The organism is Halomonas sp. SL1, assembly GCF_003030865.2.
In the GTDB taxonomy this organism is placed as follows: Bacteria; Pseudomonadota; Gammaproteobacteria; order Pseudomonadales; family Halomonadaceae; genus Halomonas; species Halomonas halophila.
In genome coordinates this window covers 1-14,730 of sequence record NZ_PYUQ02000024.1, presented here as the reverse complement: position 1 = coordinate 14,730, position 14,730 = coordinate 1, and the positions used below count along the sequence as shown (strand labels likewise).

Annotated in this window: 13 protein-coding genes and 2 pseudogenes; 12 read left to right on the top strand and 3 right to left on the bottom strand. The window is 64.3% G+C overall.

From position 1 onward, the window contains the following. Positions 1-40: 40 nt before the first annotated feature. From C9J49_RS15295 to C9J49_RS15285, 4 genes and pseudogenes are all read left to right on the top strand, one after another. Entirely contained in the window at positions 41-1,030 is a 990-nt protein-coding gene (locus C9J49_RS15295; RefSeq protein ID WP_107180998.1) for a PDR/VanB family oxidoreductase, read from the top strand. A gap of 25 nt (positions 1,031-1,055) precedes the next feature. Next, a pseudogene (locus C9J49_RS17455) lies at positions 1,056-1,376 on the top strand (Rieske 2Fe-2S domain-containing protein); the annotation flags it as partial. Positions 1,377-1,565: 189 nt separating this feature from the next. Then, positions 1,566-2,159 (top strand): annotated as a pseudogene (locus C9J49_RS17450) (aromatic ring-hydroxylating dioxygenase subunit alpha); the annotation flags it as partial. A 100-nt stretch (positions 2,160-2,259) separates the two neighbouring features. Further along, complete coding sequence (locus C9J49_RS15285; RefSeq protein WP_107180937.1) at positions 2,260-3,480, top strand: DcaP family trimeric outer membrane transporter; 1,221 nt, start codon at positions 2,260-2,262, stop codon at positions 3,478-3,480. A gap of 142 nt (positions 3,481-3,622) precedes the next feature. Here the strand turns inward: C9J49_RS15285 and C9J49_RS15280 are convergent, their stop codons facing one another. The 3 genes from C9J49_RS15280 to hpaA all read right to left on the bottom strand — a co-directional run bounded on the left by C9J49_RS15280 (position 3,623) and on the right by hpaA (position 6,827). Then, on the bottom strand, positions 3,623-4,408 hold the full coding sequence (locus C9J49_RS15280) for a helix-turn-helix transcriptional regulator (RefSeq protein ID WP_107180936.1): 786 nt from the start codon (positions 4,406-4,408) through the stop codon (positions 3,623-3,625). Between the two features lie 208 nt (positions 4,409-4,616). Next, positions 4,617-5,846: a Bcr/CflA family multidrug efflux MFS transporter gene (locus tag C9J49_RS15275; RefSeq protein ID WP_046079006.1), complete on the bottom strand. Its 1,230-nt coding sequence runs from the start codon at positions 5,844-5,846 to the stop codon at positions 4,617-4,619. An 84-nt stretch (positions 5,847-5,930) separates the two neighbouring features. Further along, complete coding sequence (gene hpaA, locus C9J49_RS15270) at positions 5,931-6,827, bottom strand: 4-hydroxyphenylacetate catabolism regulatory protein HpaA (RefSeq protein ID WP_046079005.1); 897 nt, start codon at positions 6,825-6,827, stop codon at positions 5,931-5,933. A gap of 165 nt (positions 6,828-6,992) precedes the next feature. On the opposite strand from hpaA, the gene C9J49_RS15265 reads away from it, so the two are divergent. From C9J49_RS15265 to hpaR, 8 genes are all read left to right on the top strand, one after another. Then, positions 6,993-7,382 (top strand): 5-carboxymethyl-2-hydroxymuconate Delta-isomerase, encoded by a 390-nt coding sequence (locus tag C9J49_RS15265; protein WP_046079004.1) that lies wholly within the window; start codon positions 6,993-6,995, stop codon positions 7,380-7,382. Between the two features lie 13 nt (positions 7,383-7,395). Next, entirely contained in the window at positions 7,396-8,904 is a 1,509-nt protein-coding gene (gene hpaE, locus C9J49_RS15260; RefSeq protein ID WP_046079003.1) for a 5-carboxymethyl-2-hydroxymuconate semialdehyde dehydrogenase, read from the top strand. 130 nt (positions 8,905-9,034) lie between these two features. Beyond that, the gene (locus C9J49_RS15255; RefSeq protein ID WP_046079002.1) at positions 9,035-9,910 is read left to right on the top strand and encodes a fumarylacetoacetate hydrolase family protein; all 876 of its coding nucleotides are present in this window, start codon (positions 9,035-9,037) and stop codon (positions 9,908-9,910) included. Then, positions 9,907-10,713 carry a 2-oxo-hept-4-ene-1,7-dioate hydratase gene (gene hpaH / locus C9J49_RS15250; RefSeq protein WP_258394083.1) on the top strand — a complete coding sequence of 269 codons (807 nt, stop codon included), beginning with the start codon at positions 9,907-9,909 and terminating at the stop codon, positions 10,711-10,713. Before C9J49_RS15255 ends, hpaH begins: the two co-directional genes overlap by 4 nt. Positions 10,714-10,749: 36 nt before the next feature. Then, positions 10,750-11,613 (top strand): 3,4-dihydroxyphenylacetate 2,3-dioxygenase, encoded by an 864-nt coding sequence (gene hpaD / locus C9J49_RS15245; RefSeq protein ID WP_106488075.1) that lies wholly within the window; start codon positions 10,750-10,752, stop codon positions 11,611-11,613. 66 nt (positions 11,614-11,679) lie between these two features. After that, a complete protein-coding gene (hpaI, locus tag C9J49_RS15240; protein ID WP_107180935.1) occupies positions 11,680-12,486 on the top strand; it encodes a 4-hydroxy-2-oxoheptanedioate aldolase in 807 nt (268 codons plus the stop codon). Between the two features lie 13 nt (positions 12,487-12,499). Then, complete coding sequence (gene gabD / locus C9J49_RS15235; RefSeq protein WP_107180934.1) at positions 12,500-13,951, top strand: NADP-dependent succinate-semialdehyde dehydrogenase; 1,452 nt, start codon at positions 12,500-12,502, stop codon at positions 13,949-13,951. Positions 13,952-14,019: 68 nt separating this feature from the next. Beyond that, positions 14,020-14,454 carry a homoprotocatechuate degradation operon regulator HpaR gene (gene hpaR, locus C9J49_RS15230; protein ID WP_106488078.1) on the top strand — a complete coding sequence of 145 codons (435 nt, stop codon included), beginning with the start codon at positions 14,020-14,022 and terminating at the stop codon, positions 14,452-14,454. Positions 14,455-14,730: the final 276 nt, after the last annotated feature.

Genomic DNA, 14,730 nt, shown 5'->3' with positions numbered 1-14,730 from the left:
ACAACAAAGGCGAAGCCCGAGAATGCATCAGGGGGGAAGTATGAGCTTGTCTAGAAAAGACCATTTCGAGTTGAAGGTGACCCGGCGCATCGCGGAAGCGAAGGATGTCACGGTACTGGAGCTATGCGACCCGAATGGACGCCCGTTACCCAGCTTTTCTCCGGGGGCACACCTGGAGGTCAAGTTGAACGGTTCTCTTGTCCGCCATTACTCCCTTCTCAACGACAGCCGGGAAAACCACCGCTATGTGATCGGCGTGGGCTTGAGTGCAGAGAGCGCCGGTGGCTCAAGCTACATTCATGGCCATGTGCGTGAGGGCGATACCCTGACGGTATCCTCGCCTCGCAACAATTTCCCGCTGGATACGTCTGCCGAGCGCTATTGCTTCATCGCCGGCGGCATTGGCATCACTCCGATCCTGAGCATGGTGAGATGGTGCATCAACAACGGAAAGGAATGGCGCCTGTTTTACACGACCCGCAGTCGGCAGCGCGCGGCATTCTACGAAGAACTCCAATCGCTGGGAGCCTCCGCGGAACAGCTCAACTTCCACTTCAATGACGAGCATTCAGGTGCCTTCCTTGAGCTGGACGACATCGCCAGCCAGATGGCTCCCGACGAGCACGTATACTGCTGCGGCCCGGACCCGCTGATGCAGAACGTCAAGAGGGTCATGACCGATCACCCCGGTGAACAGGTGCATTTCGAGTGGTTCAGTGCCCCCGAAGTACCGGTTCAGGAAAGCAGCGACGACGCCCCGCAAGACGGATTCGACGTCATACTTCGCGAAAGTGGACGTACCATTCGTGTCCAGCAGGACGAGAGCATCCTCGAGGCACTGGAGGACCAGGGCGTCGAGGTGCCTTGTTCGTGTCGTGCCGGCATCTGCCGCACCTGTGAGACGACCGTTATCTCCGGCACACCGGATCATCGGGACTTCGTCCTCTCGGAAGAAGAAAAGGCCAGCGGAGATACCATGCTGATCTGCGTATCTCGTGCCAAAAGCGCCTCACTGGAAATCGATCTTTAACTAGCGAAAGTCGAGAGGAGTCATCATGACCCGTCCTTCACCGAAAATGATCGCCAGCACCCGCAAGGCAAGCAGCCGGATGGCGGATCGCGACACGCCGTTCATTTACAACGAGTGGTACGTCGGCGCCTTCTCCAGCGAGATACAGCGCGAGCTCCTGGCACGCACGCTCCTGGGAAAACGCGTCGTCTTCTACCGGACGGAGGGCGGCAGCCCGGTCGCCCTGGAAGACCGCTGCCCGCACCGCTCCTTCCCGCTGTCGGAAAGCCACCTCGAAGGCGACACGATCGTCTGTGGCTATCATGGCTTCCGCTATGACAGCCAGGGGGATCTGATCGAAGTCCCCTCGCAGAAAGAATGCCCCCGGGGCGTGGGCATCCATCGCTATCCTGTCGTGGAAAAGGGTCAGGTGGTGTGGATCTGGATGGGCGATCCGGAGCTGGCCGACGAGTCTCGCATCCCGCGACAGGCCTGGATGGAAGATGAGAACTGGGAATGCTCGTCCGGCTACCTCTATCACAAAGGCAACTATGTCAGCATGCATGAGAACCTCATGGACCTGACGCACCTGTCCTATTTGCATGCCGACACCATTGGCACGCCGGACTATGCGCGTGCACCGTATGAAGTCCAGCTTGACGAGGGCAATTACAAGCTGACACGGAATGTGGTGCCCACCACGCTGTCACCTGTCTGGGGAAAGAGCACCGGACTCGATGATCGCGATACCGCCGCCCGGATCATCACCTCCGAGTTCATCTCTCCTGCACTGCACCGTGTCAGCGGGAAGTTCTATGACTCGGCGCTCCCGGAGGAGGAGCGGGAGGAATTCCAGATTTGCACGGCCCACATCCTGACACCCGAAACCCACGGCACCATGCATTACTTCCTGGTTCATGGCCGGGATTTCGCGACCCAGGATGAGGAGGTCACGGAGTTCATGCATGAACAGCTCTTCGCTGCCTTCCACGAAGATGTCGTCGGACTGGGGATTCTGGAAGAGAGGCTGGTAGAGCACGACGAATCCGTATACGAGGTATCGGTCGCCAGTGACGCCCCTGCCATCGCCACCAGGACGTACCTCAAGAAGCGCGCCATGGAAGAGAATGATTTCGAGGCAACTTCATAAAGCGTAAACCTTGGTGCCGAGATACCCCATCGGCATCACTGAACCGACAAGCTACAGCCTCGAGCTAAAATTCAACAACAAGACAGGCATGAATAGAACAATGCACAAGAAACTGACCAGCGGACTGTTAGCCGCCATTTCCGGGCTCGGAATCTGTCTTCCTGCTCAAGCTATGGAGCAAGAAGACGGATTCCAGGTAGGAAACACGACTATCTCCATGCAAGGTTTTGTCAAGCTGGATGCCATTGCCACTCGTACGGGTAGCGGCGAGTTCGCGGCCGACGAACTGCGGGATCTCTATGTCCCGTCCACGACCCCCGTCGGTGGCGATGATTCCAGCGAAAGCCTGAACATGCATGCGAAGGAGTCGCGCTTTTCTTTTCGCACCAAAACAGATGTGGGAACCGGGACGCCCATTACCGGACTTCTGGAAATGGACTTTGGCCCAGGCAGAGAAGTTCTGAACGGCACCGCAACAACCAACCGTTCTTCCGTCAACCTTCGCCATGCCTTTTTCCAATATGGCAACTGGGGATTTGGGCAGACATGGAGCACGGCCTTGTTCGGCCCCGCGATGATGGAGACGCTGAACTTCTTCGCTCTATCAGAAGGGACTCCTTCTCAACGCACGCCCCAAGTCCGCTATGAAAATGCGTCCTGGGCCATTGGCCTGGAAAGCCCTACTACAACAGCCCAGCTGACAGGAACGGACACCTCGGTGGCGAGCCTAAAGGATGACGCGACAGACAGCCTGCTTCCGGATGTCGTTGCACGATACTCCATCATGGATCCAAGTTATCAGCTCGCCTTCGTTGGCATCTTGCGTCAACTTCAGGTCGATGGAAGCGTAAACAATGCCTTTTCTGCTGGCCCGGCAACGGTCGATGACACTGAGTTGGGTTACGGTCTCGGCGCCGCCGGCAACATCGGCCTCGGAGATGAGACAGACCTGAAATTCATGGTGCTGGGCGGCAGTGGCGTCGGCCGGTACACGGGGCTCGCGTTTACTCCGGATGTGGAGATCTCGGATGATGGATCGAGCATGAATGCCGTCGATCATGTCGGCTTCAACATCGGCCTCGCACATCGTCTCAACAGCCAATGGAGAACGAATGTTGGTTTTGGCATGGAGCACGCCGACCTCAGCGGTGAGAAGCTGTCGGATAGCTCATGGAGTGGAACGGCCAACCTCCTTTACTCGCCGGTACGGGATCTGACCCTGGGAGCCGAAATCAAGCATGGCGAGAGGACGCTGGTTAATGGGGAAAGCGGCAGCCAGTCTCGCTTGCAGTTCTCGGCAAAATACAGCTTTGGACTGTAGCCGCTAGCCATAGCCACCCGACAAGGAAGGGTCCGAGGAAGGGGCTAGCGAGCCCTTCCGGAGCTTTCCTGGACATGCCGTGTCATGCTGAGCCCCTCTCCTCGAGAGGGGCGCTCCCTGCTGAGCGGGTGTTCCCGGGATGTCAATGGCTCATCATGGCAAACAGCTGATTCCTGTAGTTGATTCCCAACTTGGAGAAGGCGCGATTGCGTAGTGTCTTGACCGTCGATTCCTTGACGCCCCTCTCCGCAGCAATACCCGCATACGTCATCCCTTTCAGCATCAACAGACAGACTTCCAGCTCCTTGTCGGTCAGGTCCGGACACCGTTGTCGCAGCATCGCTGCCGCATTGTGTTCACTCTGGGACGCTTCACCGCGTATGGCCATGTGCCCCTTCACAAGCTGGAGCAGGGCCGGCGCCAGGCCCTCGAAGGCCTCGACCTCCTGATCCCTGAAGAATCCGCTTTCGGCATGCCGATAGAGGTTGAACAACACGGGGGTGCCTTGAGCATCCAGGCTCAGTGCCGACAGCCTCGCGTTCATGCCATTGTCGTGGTAAATGGCTTTCCGATAAGGCAGAAAGTCAATGTCTTCCGCCAGCATGTGTCCCACCTGGAGCTGGTTCACTCTCAAGTGATCCTCATGCATGCGCAAGAGCAGAGGGTCATGATTCTGATAGTCGTAATGGTGATAGGCTTGCCAGCATCGCCAGACCAGGTCGGCATCATGATGCCGTGTGCCAGCCATCAGCAGCGTGGGGTGGGGCCTGTCCAGCCGGATCATGGAGAAATGCTGGGACTGAACCCAATGCTCCAGGCACTCCAGCAATGACGACGAAAAGAACTCGTCCCCCATGTTCGCAATCAATCTTGTCAAGGGTTGCAGATCTTGCGCCCTGCCAGGGTCGCTGTTCCACAGATCACTCATCGCTAGCCTCAGGGTCGTCGTGTCTTTATTCTTTTATGTCGGTCTTTTCGACTTGACCGGCTGAAAGCAGCCGCTCGTCAGCGCAAGGGCTTCACCGGCCCTGCCCTCCATCAAACGCATTGGCTGCCATGGCGTGCCCGGCCAATCGCTTTCTCTTGATACCTCATGTACGCGGCTGCGGCAGCGCCGGGATGGGGCTTCGGCGAACTCATCCGTCACCACTGATAATGGCACCTTGTCGCGCGGCTCCGCCAGGCAGGGTCAACAGCAACCCCACCAGGCTACCCAGCCCGCAGCCGGCCACGACCACGCCCATGGCCAGTGGCGTGCCGTCATGCAGCACACTGGTCAGCGCACTCATCAGTGCCCCCAGACCAAACTGGCCGGCGACGGCCAGCCCGGCGGCGGTACCGGCCAGCGAAGGGTAGAGCCCCATCAGGCTGGCGATGCTGTTGGCACCCAGCAGGCCGGTCACGCCGATGAAGAAGAACAACCCGACCACGATGGCGGGCAGCCCCCCCCAATCATGGAAGGTGATCACTCCCAGCGCCCCTCCCGACACGGCCGCAACGCCGACGCCCAAGGCCAGCAATCGCTGGGCACCGATGCGTGTCACCAGCCTGGCGTTGAGCGACGTGAAGAGGATGACCGATACGATGTTGAGCCCGAACAGCCCGGCATACTGCCGCGGGCTGACGCCGAAGAAATCGATGTAAACGAAGGGAGAGGCCGTCAGGTAAGCGAACATGCCGGCGAAGGACAGTCCCATGCACAGCATGTAACCGACGGCGCGGCGGCTGCCCAGCACGGCCAGATACCCGTTGAGGAAGCCGCCCGGACGAGAGGCCTGCGAGCGGCCGTCATGGCTCTCGGGCAACCAGAGCATCACCGCCAGACCGCTGAGTATCGCGTATACCGCCAGGAAGGCAAAGATGCTTCGCCAGTCGCCCACTTCCATCAGCAGGCTGCCGAGCAGGGGTGCCACCAGGGTCGCCAGCATCGTGACCAGGTGCATCAGTGACAGCGTCCCCGCAGCGGCTTCGACGGGAAACAGGTCACGGACTATCGCCCGCGCCAGCACCGACGCCGCCGCACCTCCCAGGGCCTGGAAGGCCCGCCAGAACAAGAGCTGATCCACGGACTGGCTCAGGAAGCAGCCCAGAGTCGCCAGCACATACAGCCCGATGCCGAAGAGCAGCGGCCGGCGACGCCCCAGGCGATCGGACAAGGGGCCGTAAAGCAGCATGCCGACGCTGAAGCCGATCAGGAAAAAGCTGATGGTTCTCTGGACCCGGGCCTCGCTATCTGCCAGGGCCTCGGCGATCACCGGCAGGCTGGGCAGGTACATGTCGATCGACAGCGGGCCGAAGGCCACGAGCCCGGCCAGCAGCACGATGAGAAAACGCGGGGGAGAAGCTTGATATCTCGAGGTGGTCATGAGGGCCTTCGGCTCCTTGCGGGTCGGGAAAGACGGGGCTCGGCACCCGTGGCCAGCCCCCGTGACGTCGGCGCAGGCACTCGTTCAATGCGTCGAGCTGCCTTGCCGGTAGCGGGACGGCGTCACTCCGGCATGGCGGGCAAAGAACCGGCTGAAATAGCCGGGGTCGTTGAAACCTAACCGGTAGCCGATCTCGTTGACTGAGGCCGTGGTGAAGATCAGCAGCCGCCGCGCCTCCTGCATCAGGCGATCGTGGACCAGCCATTTGCTGGGCTTGCCGGCGGTACGCCGACAGATCTCGTTCAGCCGGCTCTCGGTGACCCCCAGGGCATCGGCATAGCGGGCCAGCACCCAGTGCTGCGCAAAGTGCTCTTCTATCAACCTCTGGAAGCGCTGGAACACGGCGAGGTCCTCATGACGCACCGGCTGTGCGGGCAAGGCACTGCTCGCCAGCCGGAACAGGCCGATGAAGATCAGCCGGGTCAGCGTCTGCATGGCCAGGGCGCGACCGGGCCGCGCCTCGTCGAACTCGCGGCGCAGCTCGTCGAACAGCATCTCCACGCGTGCCACCTCGGCGGCATGGCGCCCGCCGAGCCGGCCCGTGGCCACGCACAGCGGTGTCACCGCGTGCACGTCGCCAAGCTCGCCGCTCTCTTCCAGCAGGTCCCAGACCAGCTGCTGGCGAACGGTCAGCACATGGCCATCGCAGCCCTCCTCGATGACGAAGGCGTGGGTCACCGTCGGCGGGGTGAGGAAGAACATCGGCGCCTGCAGATGGAACTGCCGCTCGTCCAGATACCCCCGCACCATGCCACTCTTGACGTAGTGCACCTGGAAGAAGCGGTCGTGGCGATGCGCCGGCGAATTGTGGCCGAAAAACTCCGCCATGCGCCCCAGCGCATCGTAGTGCACCTCCGCATCAGCGTAGCGCTGGTCATAGACCTCACCGATATCGATGTTGGGTATCGACGAACCCGGCATGGCACTCCCTCCTTCGCGTCCGAAGCCGTCTGGCGCGAGGTGAAAAGCGCCGTTGACTTCATGAATATGTTAACCTATAACGTGAATATGTTAACGACTTAGCGATCGCCGCGTCTCCTGCTTTCGTCTAAGTCGCCGTCCCCAACTGTCAGGAGGAGCCAGGTCTTGCCGCATCTGAGAATCGAATACTCGCCCGGGCTGGCCGAACGCGCCGATATCGATGCCGTCTGCCGGGCCGCCTACACGGCGATGAAGGAGGCGGGCATCTTTCCGCTGGCCGGCATCCGCGTGCGCGCCTTCGCCGCCGACCACTGCATCGTCGCCGACGATCTGGCCGACAACGACTTCGCCGCCCTGACCCTGTCGGTGGGCGCCGGACGCGACAAGCCGGCCCTGCAGGCCGCCGGCGATCGCATCTTCACGGCCGTCCAGGCCACCCTGGCGACGCCGCTGGCGACGCCTCACTTCGCCCTGTCGCTGGAGATCCGCGTCATCGACCCGGACCTGAGCTGGAAGGACACCCCGATTCACGCCCGACTCTCGAACCATCAATAAAGGAAGGAACACCATGAGTACGCTGAACGACAATCTGTCACGCGCCGAAGCCTACCTGACACGTTTCCGCGAAGAGGGCGTGTTGAACCACATCGACGGCGAGTCCGTGCCGTCCGCCTCCGGCAAGACCTTCGAGACGCTGTCTCCGGTCGACCTCAAGCCCCTGGCCACGGTCACCCGCGGCGATGCCGGCGACATCGACCGCGCCGTCGCGGCCGCCAACAAGGCCTTCAAGACCTGGAGCAAGATGCCAGGCAAGGAGCGTCGCGCCATCCTGATCCGGGTCGCCGAGGCGATCGAGGCGCGCGCCGAGGAGATCGCCTTCACCGAGTGCCTGGACACCGGCCAGGCCCTGCGCTTCATGGAGAAGGCCGCGATTCGCGGTGCCGCCAACTTCCGCTTCTTCGCCGACAAGGCGCCGGAGGCCGAGGACGGTCAGGCGCTGCGCAACGCCAACCAGATGAACGTGACCTCGCGTCGTCCGCTGGGGCCGGTGGGCGTCATCACGCCCTGGAACACCCCGTTCATGCTGTCGACCTGGAAGATCGCCCCGGCGCTGGCCTCCGGCTGCACCGTGGTCCACAAGCCCGCCGAGTTCTCGCCGATGACCGCCAAGCTGCTGGTCGAGATCGCCGAGGAAGCCGGCCTGCCCAAGGGCGTGCTCAACCTGGTCAACGGCTTCGGCGAGGACGCCGGCAAGGCGCTGACCGAGCATCCGGACATCAAGGCGATCGCCTTCGTCGGCGAGAGCCGCACCGGTCAGATGATCATGGCCCAGGCCGCGCCCACCCTGAAGCGCTTCCACTTCGAGCTGGGCGGCAAGAACCCGGTCATCGTGTTCGACGACGCCGACCTGGAGCGCGCCGTCGACGCCGCCAGCTTCATGATCTACTCGCTCAACGGCGAGCGCTGCACCTCTTCTTCCCGGCTGCTGGTTCAGGACTCGATCTACGAGGACTTTACCCGTCGCGTCGCCGAGGTGGCCAACAACATCAAGGTCGGCCACCCGCTCGACCCCGAGACCGTGGTCGGCCCGCTGATCCACCCCGAGCACGAGGAAAAGGTGCTGTCGTACTTCGCCAAGGCGCGTGAAGAAGGCGCCACCATCGCCGCCGGCGGCGAGAAGGTCGGCGAGGAAGGCTGCTTCGTGCGCCCGACCCTGTTCACCGATGCCACCAACGACATGACCGTCGCCCAGGAAGAGATCTTCGGGCCGGTGCTGACCGCCATCCCGTTCAAGGACGAGGACGAGGCCCTGCGCCTGGCCAACGACACCCAGTACGGCCTGTCCGCCTACCTGTGGACCAACGACCTGAACCGGGCCATGCGCATGACCGACGAGCTGGAAGCCGGAATGATGTGGGTGAACTCGGAGAACGTCCGCCACCTGCCGGCCCCGTTCGGCGGCGTCAAGGCCTCCGGTATCGGCCGCGACGGCGGTGACTGGTCCTTCGACTTCTACATGGAAACCGTCAACGTCGCCTTCCCGCGCCAGGTCCACCAGGTGCCGAAGCTCGGCTGATGCCCCGCGAGCCCCGGGCAGACGCCCGGGGCACAGCGCCCCGATCCGACAGGCCGCTGCCCGAAGGCAGCGATCTCGGCAATACTGACAGCGGCGACTCCGGCTTCGACGGATCGCCAGGAGAATGCTCATGACCCGCTCCATCCCCGCCCGTCTCGCGGCCTTCCACGCCAACGGCGCCGACCGCTACGGCGTGGTCACCGATGACGGCATCATCGACCTGACGCCGGAATTCGGCCAGCGCTTCCCGGGCCTCAAGGACGTCATCGAGGCCGGCGCCCTGGACGAACTGCTCCACGCCGCCGAAGGCCGCGCCCCCTCCTATCGCGAGGAGGACGTGACCTTCCTGATCCCGATCGCCAACCCGGAGAAGCTGCTCTGCGTCGGCGTCAACTTCCCCTCGCGCAACGAGGAATACAAGGACGGCCAGGCCGCCCCGAGCAAGCCGTCGCTGTTCATCCGTTTCCCGCGCAGCTTCGTCGGCCACAACGAGAACATCGTGCGCCCGCCCGAGAGCGAACAGCTCGACTATGAAGGCGAGGTGACCATCGTGATCGGCAAGGGCGGCCGCCGCATCGCCCGCGAGAAGGCCTACGAGCACATCGCCGCCCTGACGCTGTGCAACGAAGGCACGATTCGCGACTGGGTGCGTCATGCCAAGTTCAACGTCACCCAGGGCAAGAACTTCGATGCCACCGGCGCCATCGGTCCGTGGCTGGTGCCCTTCCGCTCGGCCGACCAGCTGGACGACATCGAACTGACCACCCGGGTCAACGGCGAAGTGCGCCAGCAGGACCGCACCTCGCGGATGATGTTCGACTTCCGCTACATCGTCAGCTACGTCTCCACCTTCACCACCCTGGTGCCGGGTGACGTCATCGTCTGCGGCACGCCCACCGGCGCCGGCGCCCGTTTCGAGCCGCCGATCTGGCTGAAGCCCGGCGACATGGTCGAGGTCGAGGCCGAAGGCATCGGCAAGCTGGTCAACGGCGTGGAGGACGAATGATGACCCTGACGCCCGATCAGGTCGCCTCGGCCGCCGAGGCGCTGCTCGCCGCCGAGGCGACGCGCGAACAGATCGGCCTGCTGTCGCTCGCCCACCCGGGCATGACCCTGGATGACGCCTATGCCATCCAGGCCGCCCAGATGGAGCAGAAGCTCGCCCAGGGGCGGGAGATCATCGGCTGGAAGATCGGCCTGACCTCCAAGGTGATGCAGGATGCGCTCGGCATCGACACCCCCGACAGCGGGGTGCTCTACGACGACATGCGTTTCGACGACGGCGCCACCATCCCCGAGACGCGCTTCATCCAGCCGCGCATCGAGGCCGAGATCGCCTTCGTCATGAAGGCGCCGCTGGAAGGCGAGGTCACCCGCGAGGACGTGCTCGCCGCCACCGACTACGTGGCGCCGGCGATCGAGATCCTCGATACCCGGGTCCTGCGCAAGGATCCCGACACCGGCCGGCCCCGCGCCATCTTCGACACGGTATCGGACAACGCCGCCAACGCCGGCATCGTCATGGGCCAGGAGCGCCACGCCCCCGATGCCTTCGACCTGCGCTGGGTCGGCACCATCGTCAAGCAGAACGAGGCGGTGGCGGCGACCGGCCTGGGCGCCGGCGTGCTGGACGACCCGGTCACCGGTCTGATCTGGCTGGCCCGGCGCATGGCCACCTATGGCCAGCGGATCGAGGCCGGCCAGGTGGTGCTGTCGGGCTCCTTCATCGGCCCCATCGAGTGCCCCCCGGGCACGGACATTCATGCCGACTACGGCCCCTTCGGATCGGTGCGCCTGCACTTCGCGTGACCGCGGCCGCTCAAGCCACAACCTTGGAGACACACCATGGGTGAAGTCGTTCTGGCAGCAAAAATCACACACGTGCCGTCGATGTATCTCTCGGAGCTGCCCGGGAAGCACCAGGGCTGCCGTCAGGCCGCCATCGACGGGCACAAGGAGATCGGCCGCCGCGCCCGCGAGCTGGGGGCGGATACCGCCGTCGTGTTCGACGTCCACTGGCTGGTCAACAGCGGGTTCCATGTCAACGCCGGCGAAAGCTTCGAGGGCATCTACACCAGCAACGAGCTGCCGCATTTCATCAAGGACATGGAATACCAGTATCCGGGCTGCCCGGCGCTGGGCGAGGCGATCGCCGCCGAGGCCAACGCCGCCGACGTGCGCACCCTGTCGCACAACATCCCCAGCCTCGAGCTGGAGTACGGCACCCTGGTCCCGATGCGCTACATGCACATGGACGTGCCCGAGGACCAGCGCTTCAAGGTGGTCTCCGTGGCGGCCTGGAACGCCTGGCACCGCCTGGAAGACAGCTTCACCTTCGGCGCCGCTGTGCGCCGCGCCATCGAGAAGAGCGACCGCAAGGTGCTGGTGCTGGCCTCCGGCTCGCTGTCGCATCGCTTCTCCGACGATCGCGATGCCAGCGATAACCTCCACAACTGGACGCGCGAGTTCGACCGCCAGGTCGACATGCATGTCGTCGAGCTGTGGAAGCAGGGGCGCTTCAAGGAGTTCTGCGCCATGCTGCCGGAATACGCCCAGCACTGTTACGGCGAGGGCGGCATGCACGACACCGCCATGCTGCTCGGCCTGCTCGGCGGCGAGGACTACGACCAGCCGGTGGAAGTGCTCACCGAACCGTTCGGCAGCTCCGGTACCGGCCAGATCAACGCCATCTTCCCGCTGCCCCGGTAACCCTCTCACCCCTCGACACCGCGCCTGATGGTCTCTAGGCCCGTCAGGCGCCACCAGGAGTTCGTGATGCAGATTCCCGCCAATCGCTTCAAGCAGGCGATCGCCGAACAGCATCCCCAGATCGGCCTGTGGCTTGGCCTGGCCAACGGCTACTGCGCCGAGCTGGCCGCCAACGCCGGCTTCGACTGGCTGCTGCTCGACGGCGAGCACGCCCCCAACGACCTGAACAGCCTGCTCGCCCAGCTCCAGGCCGTGGCCGCCTACCCGGTCCAGCCCATCGTGCGCCCGCCGGTGGGCGACACCGCCCTGATCAAGCAGTACCTCGATCTCGGCGTCCAGACCCTGCTGGTGCCGATGGTCGACAGCGCCGACCAGGCCCGGGAGCTGGTGCGCGCCATGCGCTATCCGCCCGAGGGCGTGCGCGGCGTGGGCAGCGCCCTGGCCCGGGCCTCGCGCTGGAACAGCATCCCCGGCTACCTGGACCAGGCCGACGAACAGATGTGCCTGCTGGTGCAGATCGAGAGCCGCGAGGGGCTCGAGAACCTGGATGAGATCGCCGCCGTGGACGGCGTCGACGGCGTGTTCATCGGCCCGGCCGACCTGAGCGCCTCTCTCGGCCATCGCGGCAACCCGGGCCACCCGGACGTACAGGCCGCCATCGAGGACGGCATCGCCCGCATCCAGCGGGCCGGCAAGGCCGCCGGCATCCTCTCCGCCAACCGCGAGCTCGCGCAGCGCTACCTGGATCTGGGCTGCCTGTTCGTCGCCGTGGGCGTGGATACCAGCCTGCTCATGGGCGCGCTCAAGGAGCTCGCCGGCGCCTTCAAGGACACTGCGGCGCCCGACACCCCCTCTCGCGATAGCGTTTACTGAAGGAACCCCGACCGTGCAACTCAACGATTCCTCTCTGCTGCGTCACCAGGCCTACGTCGACGGCCGCTGGGTCGACGCCGAGAACGGCGAGCGCTTCGCGGTGACCAATCCCGCCGATGGCGCCACCATCACCGAGGTCGCCCGGCTGGGCGCCACCGAGACCCGCCAGGCCATCGACGCGGCCAACGCCGCCCTGCCGGCCTGGCGCGACCAGACCGCCAAGGCGCGCGCGGCCGTGCTGCGCCGCTGGTTCGAGCTGATCATGGAGCATCAGGAGGACCTCGCCCGCCTGCTCAGCTGGGAACAGGGCAAGCCCCTCACCGAGAGCCGCGGCGAGATCGCCTACGGTGCCAGCTTCATCGAGTGGTACGCCGAGGAGGCCAAGCGGGTCTACGGCGACGTGATCCCCCACGACAAGGCCGGCCGCCGGCTGGTGGTGATCAAGCAGCCCATCGGCGTGGTCGCGGCCATCACCCCGTGGAACTTCCCGGTCGCCATGATCACCCGCAAGGCGGGCCCGGCACTGGCCGCCGGCTGCACCATGGTGCTCAAGCCCGCCTCCGAGACCCCGCTGTCGGCACTGGCGCTGGCCGAACTGGGCGAGCGCGCCGGCCTGCCCGCCGGCGTGTTCAACGTGGTCACCGGCCGCGCCAGCGAGATCGGCGGCGAGCTGACCGGTAACACCACCGTGCGCAAGCTGTCGTTCACCGGCTCGACCGATATCGGCAAGCGGCTCATGGCCGAGTGCGCCGGCGACATCAAGAAGCTGAGCATGGAGCTCGGCGGCAACGCGCCCTTCGTCGTCTTCGACGACGCCGATCTCGACGCCGCCGTCGAGGGAGCGCTGGCCTCCAAGTTCCGCAACAGCGGCCAGACCTGCGTCTGCACCAACCGTCTCCTGGTCCAGGACGGCGTCTACGAGGCCTTCTGCGAGCGTCTGGTCTCGGCCGTGAAGCGCCTCAAGGTCGCCGCTGCCGAGGACGAGTCGGCCCAGCAGGGGCCGCTGATCAACGCCAAGGCGGTCGACAAGGTGCGTCAGCACATCGACGACGCCATGAACAAGGGCGCCCGCCTGCTGTGCGGTGGCGACTCGCACGCCCTGGGCGGCGGCTTCTTCGAGCCCACCGTGCTGGGCGAGGTCACCCCCGAGATGCTGGTCGCCGACGAGGAAACCTTCGGCCCGCTGGCGCCGGTCTTCCGCTTCTCCACCGAGGAAGAGGCCGTCCGCCTGGCCAACGACACCCCGTTCGGGCTGGCCTCCTACGTCTATACCCAGAACCTCGGCCGCGCCTGGCGCGTCGGCGAGGCCCTCGAATATGGTATGGTCGGCATCAACGAGGGCATCATCTCGACGGAAGTCGCGCCCTTCGGGGGGATCAAGGAGTCAGGCCTCGGCCGCGAGGGCTCCCACTACGGCATCGAGGACTATCTCGAAGTGAAGTACATGTGCCTGGGTATCCACTGACCCCCTTGGCTCATCGGAGCCGGCGCGATCGCCGGCTCCGCTCTCATCGCAAGGATTCCGCAACACCCATGCCCAGACCCGCTCCCTCGCTGACCCTCGCCCTGCTCCAGGCCCGGGAATCCGCCATGGGGTTCTTTCGCCCCCTGCTCAACCACTACGGCCTGACCGAGCAGCAGTGGCGCGTCATCCGCATGCTCAAGCAATCGCCGGAGAGCACCCTGGAGAGCCGTGAACTGGCCGATCTGGCCTGCATCCTGCGCCCGAGCCTGACCGGGGTGCTGGTACGCCTGGAAAGAAACGGCCTGGTCCGACGCTGGAAGCCGGAAACCGACCAGCGCCGGCTGTGCGTCACGCTCACCGACCAGGGCGAAGCCCTGTTCGACGAGATGAGTGACGAGATGGTGCGTCAGTACAAGCGCATCCAGCAGGAGCTGGGCCCCGACAACTACAAGACGCTGATGCAGCTGCTGCGCAAGGTGCAGGACCTGCATCCCGAGGAATAGTCGCTCCCACGCTTAGCGCCCACCCCGCCGTTGCCTCGAGTCGCCGCGGCCTTCCAGTGCCGGGTGACAAAGGCAGGACGGGAGCTCGCCCTCCACGTCGCCCCCTGCGGCTCAATCCGTCGGCCTCCATGGGGATGGCAGCACCGAAAGACCCGTTCCGGTGCTGCGGTCAGAGCTTGGAAAGGGTCGTCTATCCGAGATAGCAACAGCGACGCGAAAACACATGCAGCGTGGCCTAGGTTCTGTCTGAAAAGTCGGCACGTAAACAACGGTCTA

Coding starts and splice junctions, on each gene's coding strand:
- C9J49_RS15255 (WP_046079002.1), top strand. CDS start 9,035: ATGACCCGCTCCATCCCCGCCCGTCTCGCGGCCTTCCACGCCAACGGC.
- hpaR (WP_106488078.1), top strand. CDS start 14,020: ATGCCCAGACCCGCTCCCTCGCTGACCCTCGCCCTGCTCCAGGCCCGG.
- C9J49_RS15280 (WP_107180936.1), bottom strand. CDS start 4,408: ATGAGTGATCTGTGGAACAGCGACCCTGGCAGGGCGCAAGATCTGCAA.
- hpaI (WP_107180935.1), top strand. CDS start 11,680: ATGCAGATTCCCGCCAATCGCTTCAAGCAGGCGATCGCCGAACAGCAT.
- hpaA (WP_046079005.1), bottom strand. CDS start 6,827: ATGCCGGGTTCGTCGATACCCAACATCGATATCGGTGAGGTCTATGAC.
- hpaD (WP_106488075.1), top strand. CDS start 10,750: ATGGGTGAAGTCGTTCTGGCAGCAAAAATCACACACGTGCCGTCGATG.
- C9J49_RS15295 (WP_107180998.1), top strand. CDS start 41: ATGAGCTTGTCTAGAAAAGACCATTTCGAGTTGAAGGTGACCCGGCGC.
- C9J49_RS15275 (WP_046079006.1), bottom strand. CDS start 5,846: ATGACCACCTCGAGATATCAAGCTTCTCCCCCGCGTTTTCTCATCGTG.
- C9J49_RS15285 (WP_107180937.1), top strand. CDS start 2,260: ATGCACAAGAAACTGACCAGCGGACTGTTAGCCGCCATTTCCGGGCTC.
- hpaE (WP_046079003.1), top strand. CDS start 7,396: ATGAGTACGCTGAACGACAATCTGTCACGCGCCGAAGCCTACCTGACA.
- hpaH (WP_258394083.1), top strand. CDS start 9,907: ATGATGACCCTGACGCCCGATCAGGTCGCCTCGGCCGCCGAGGCGCTG.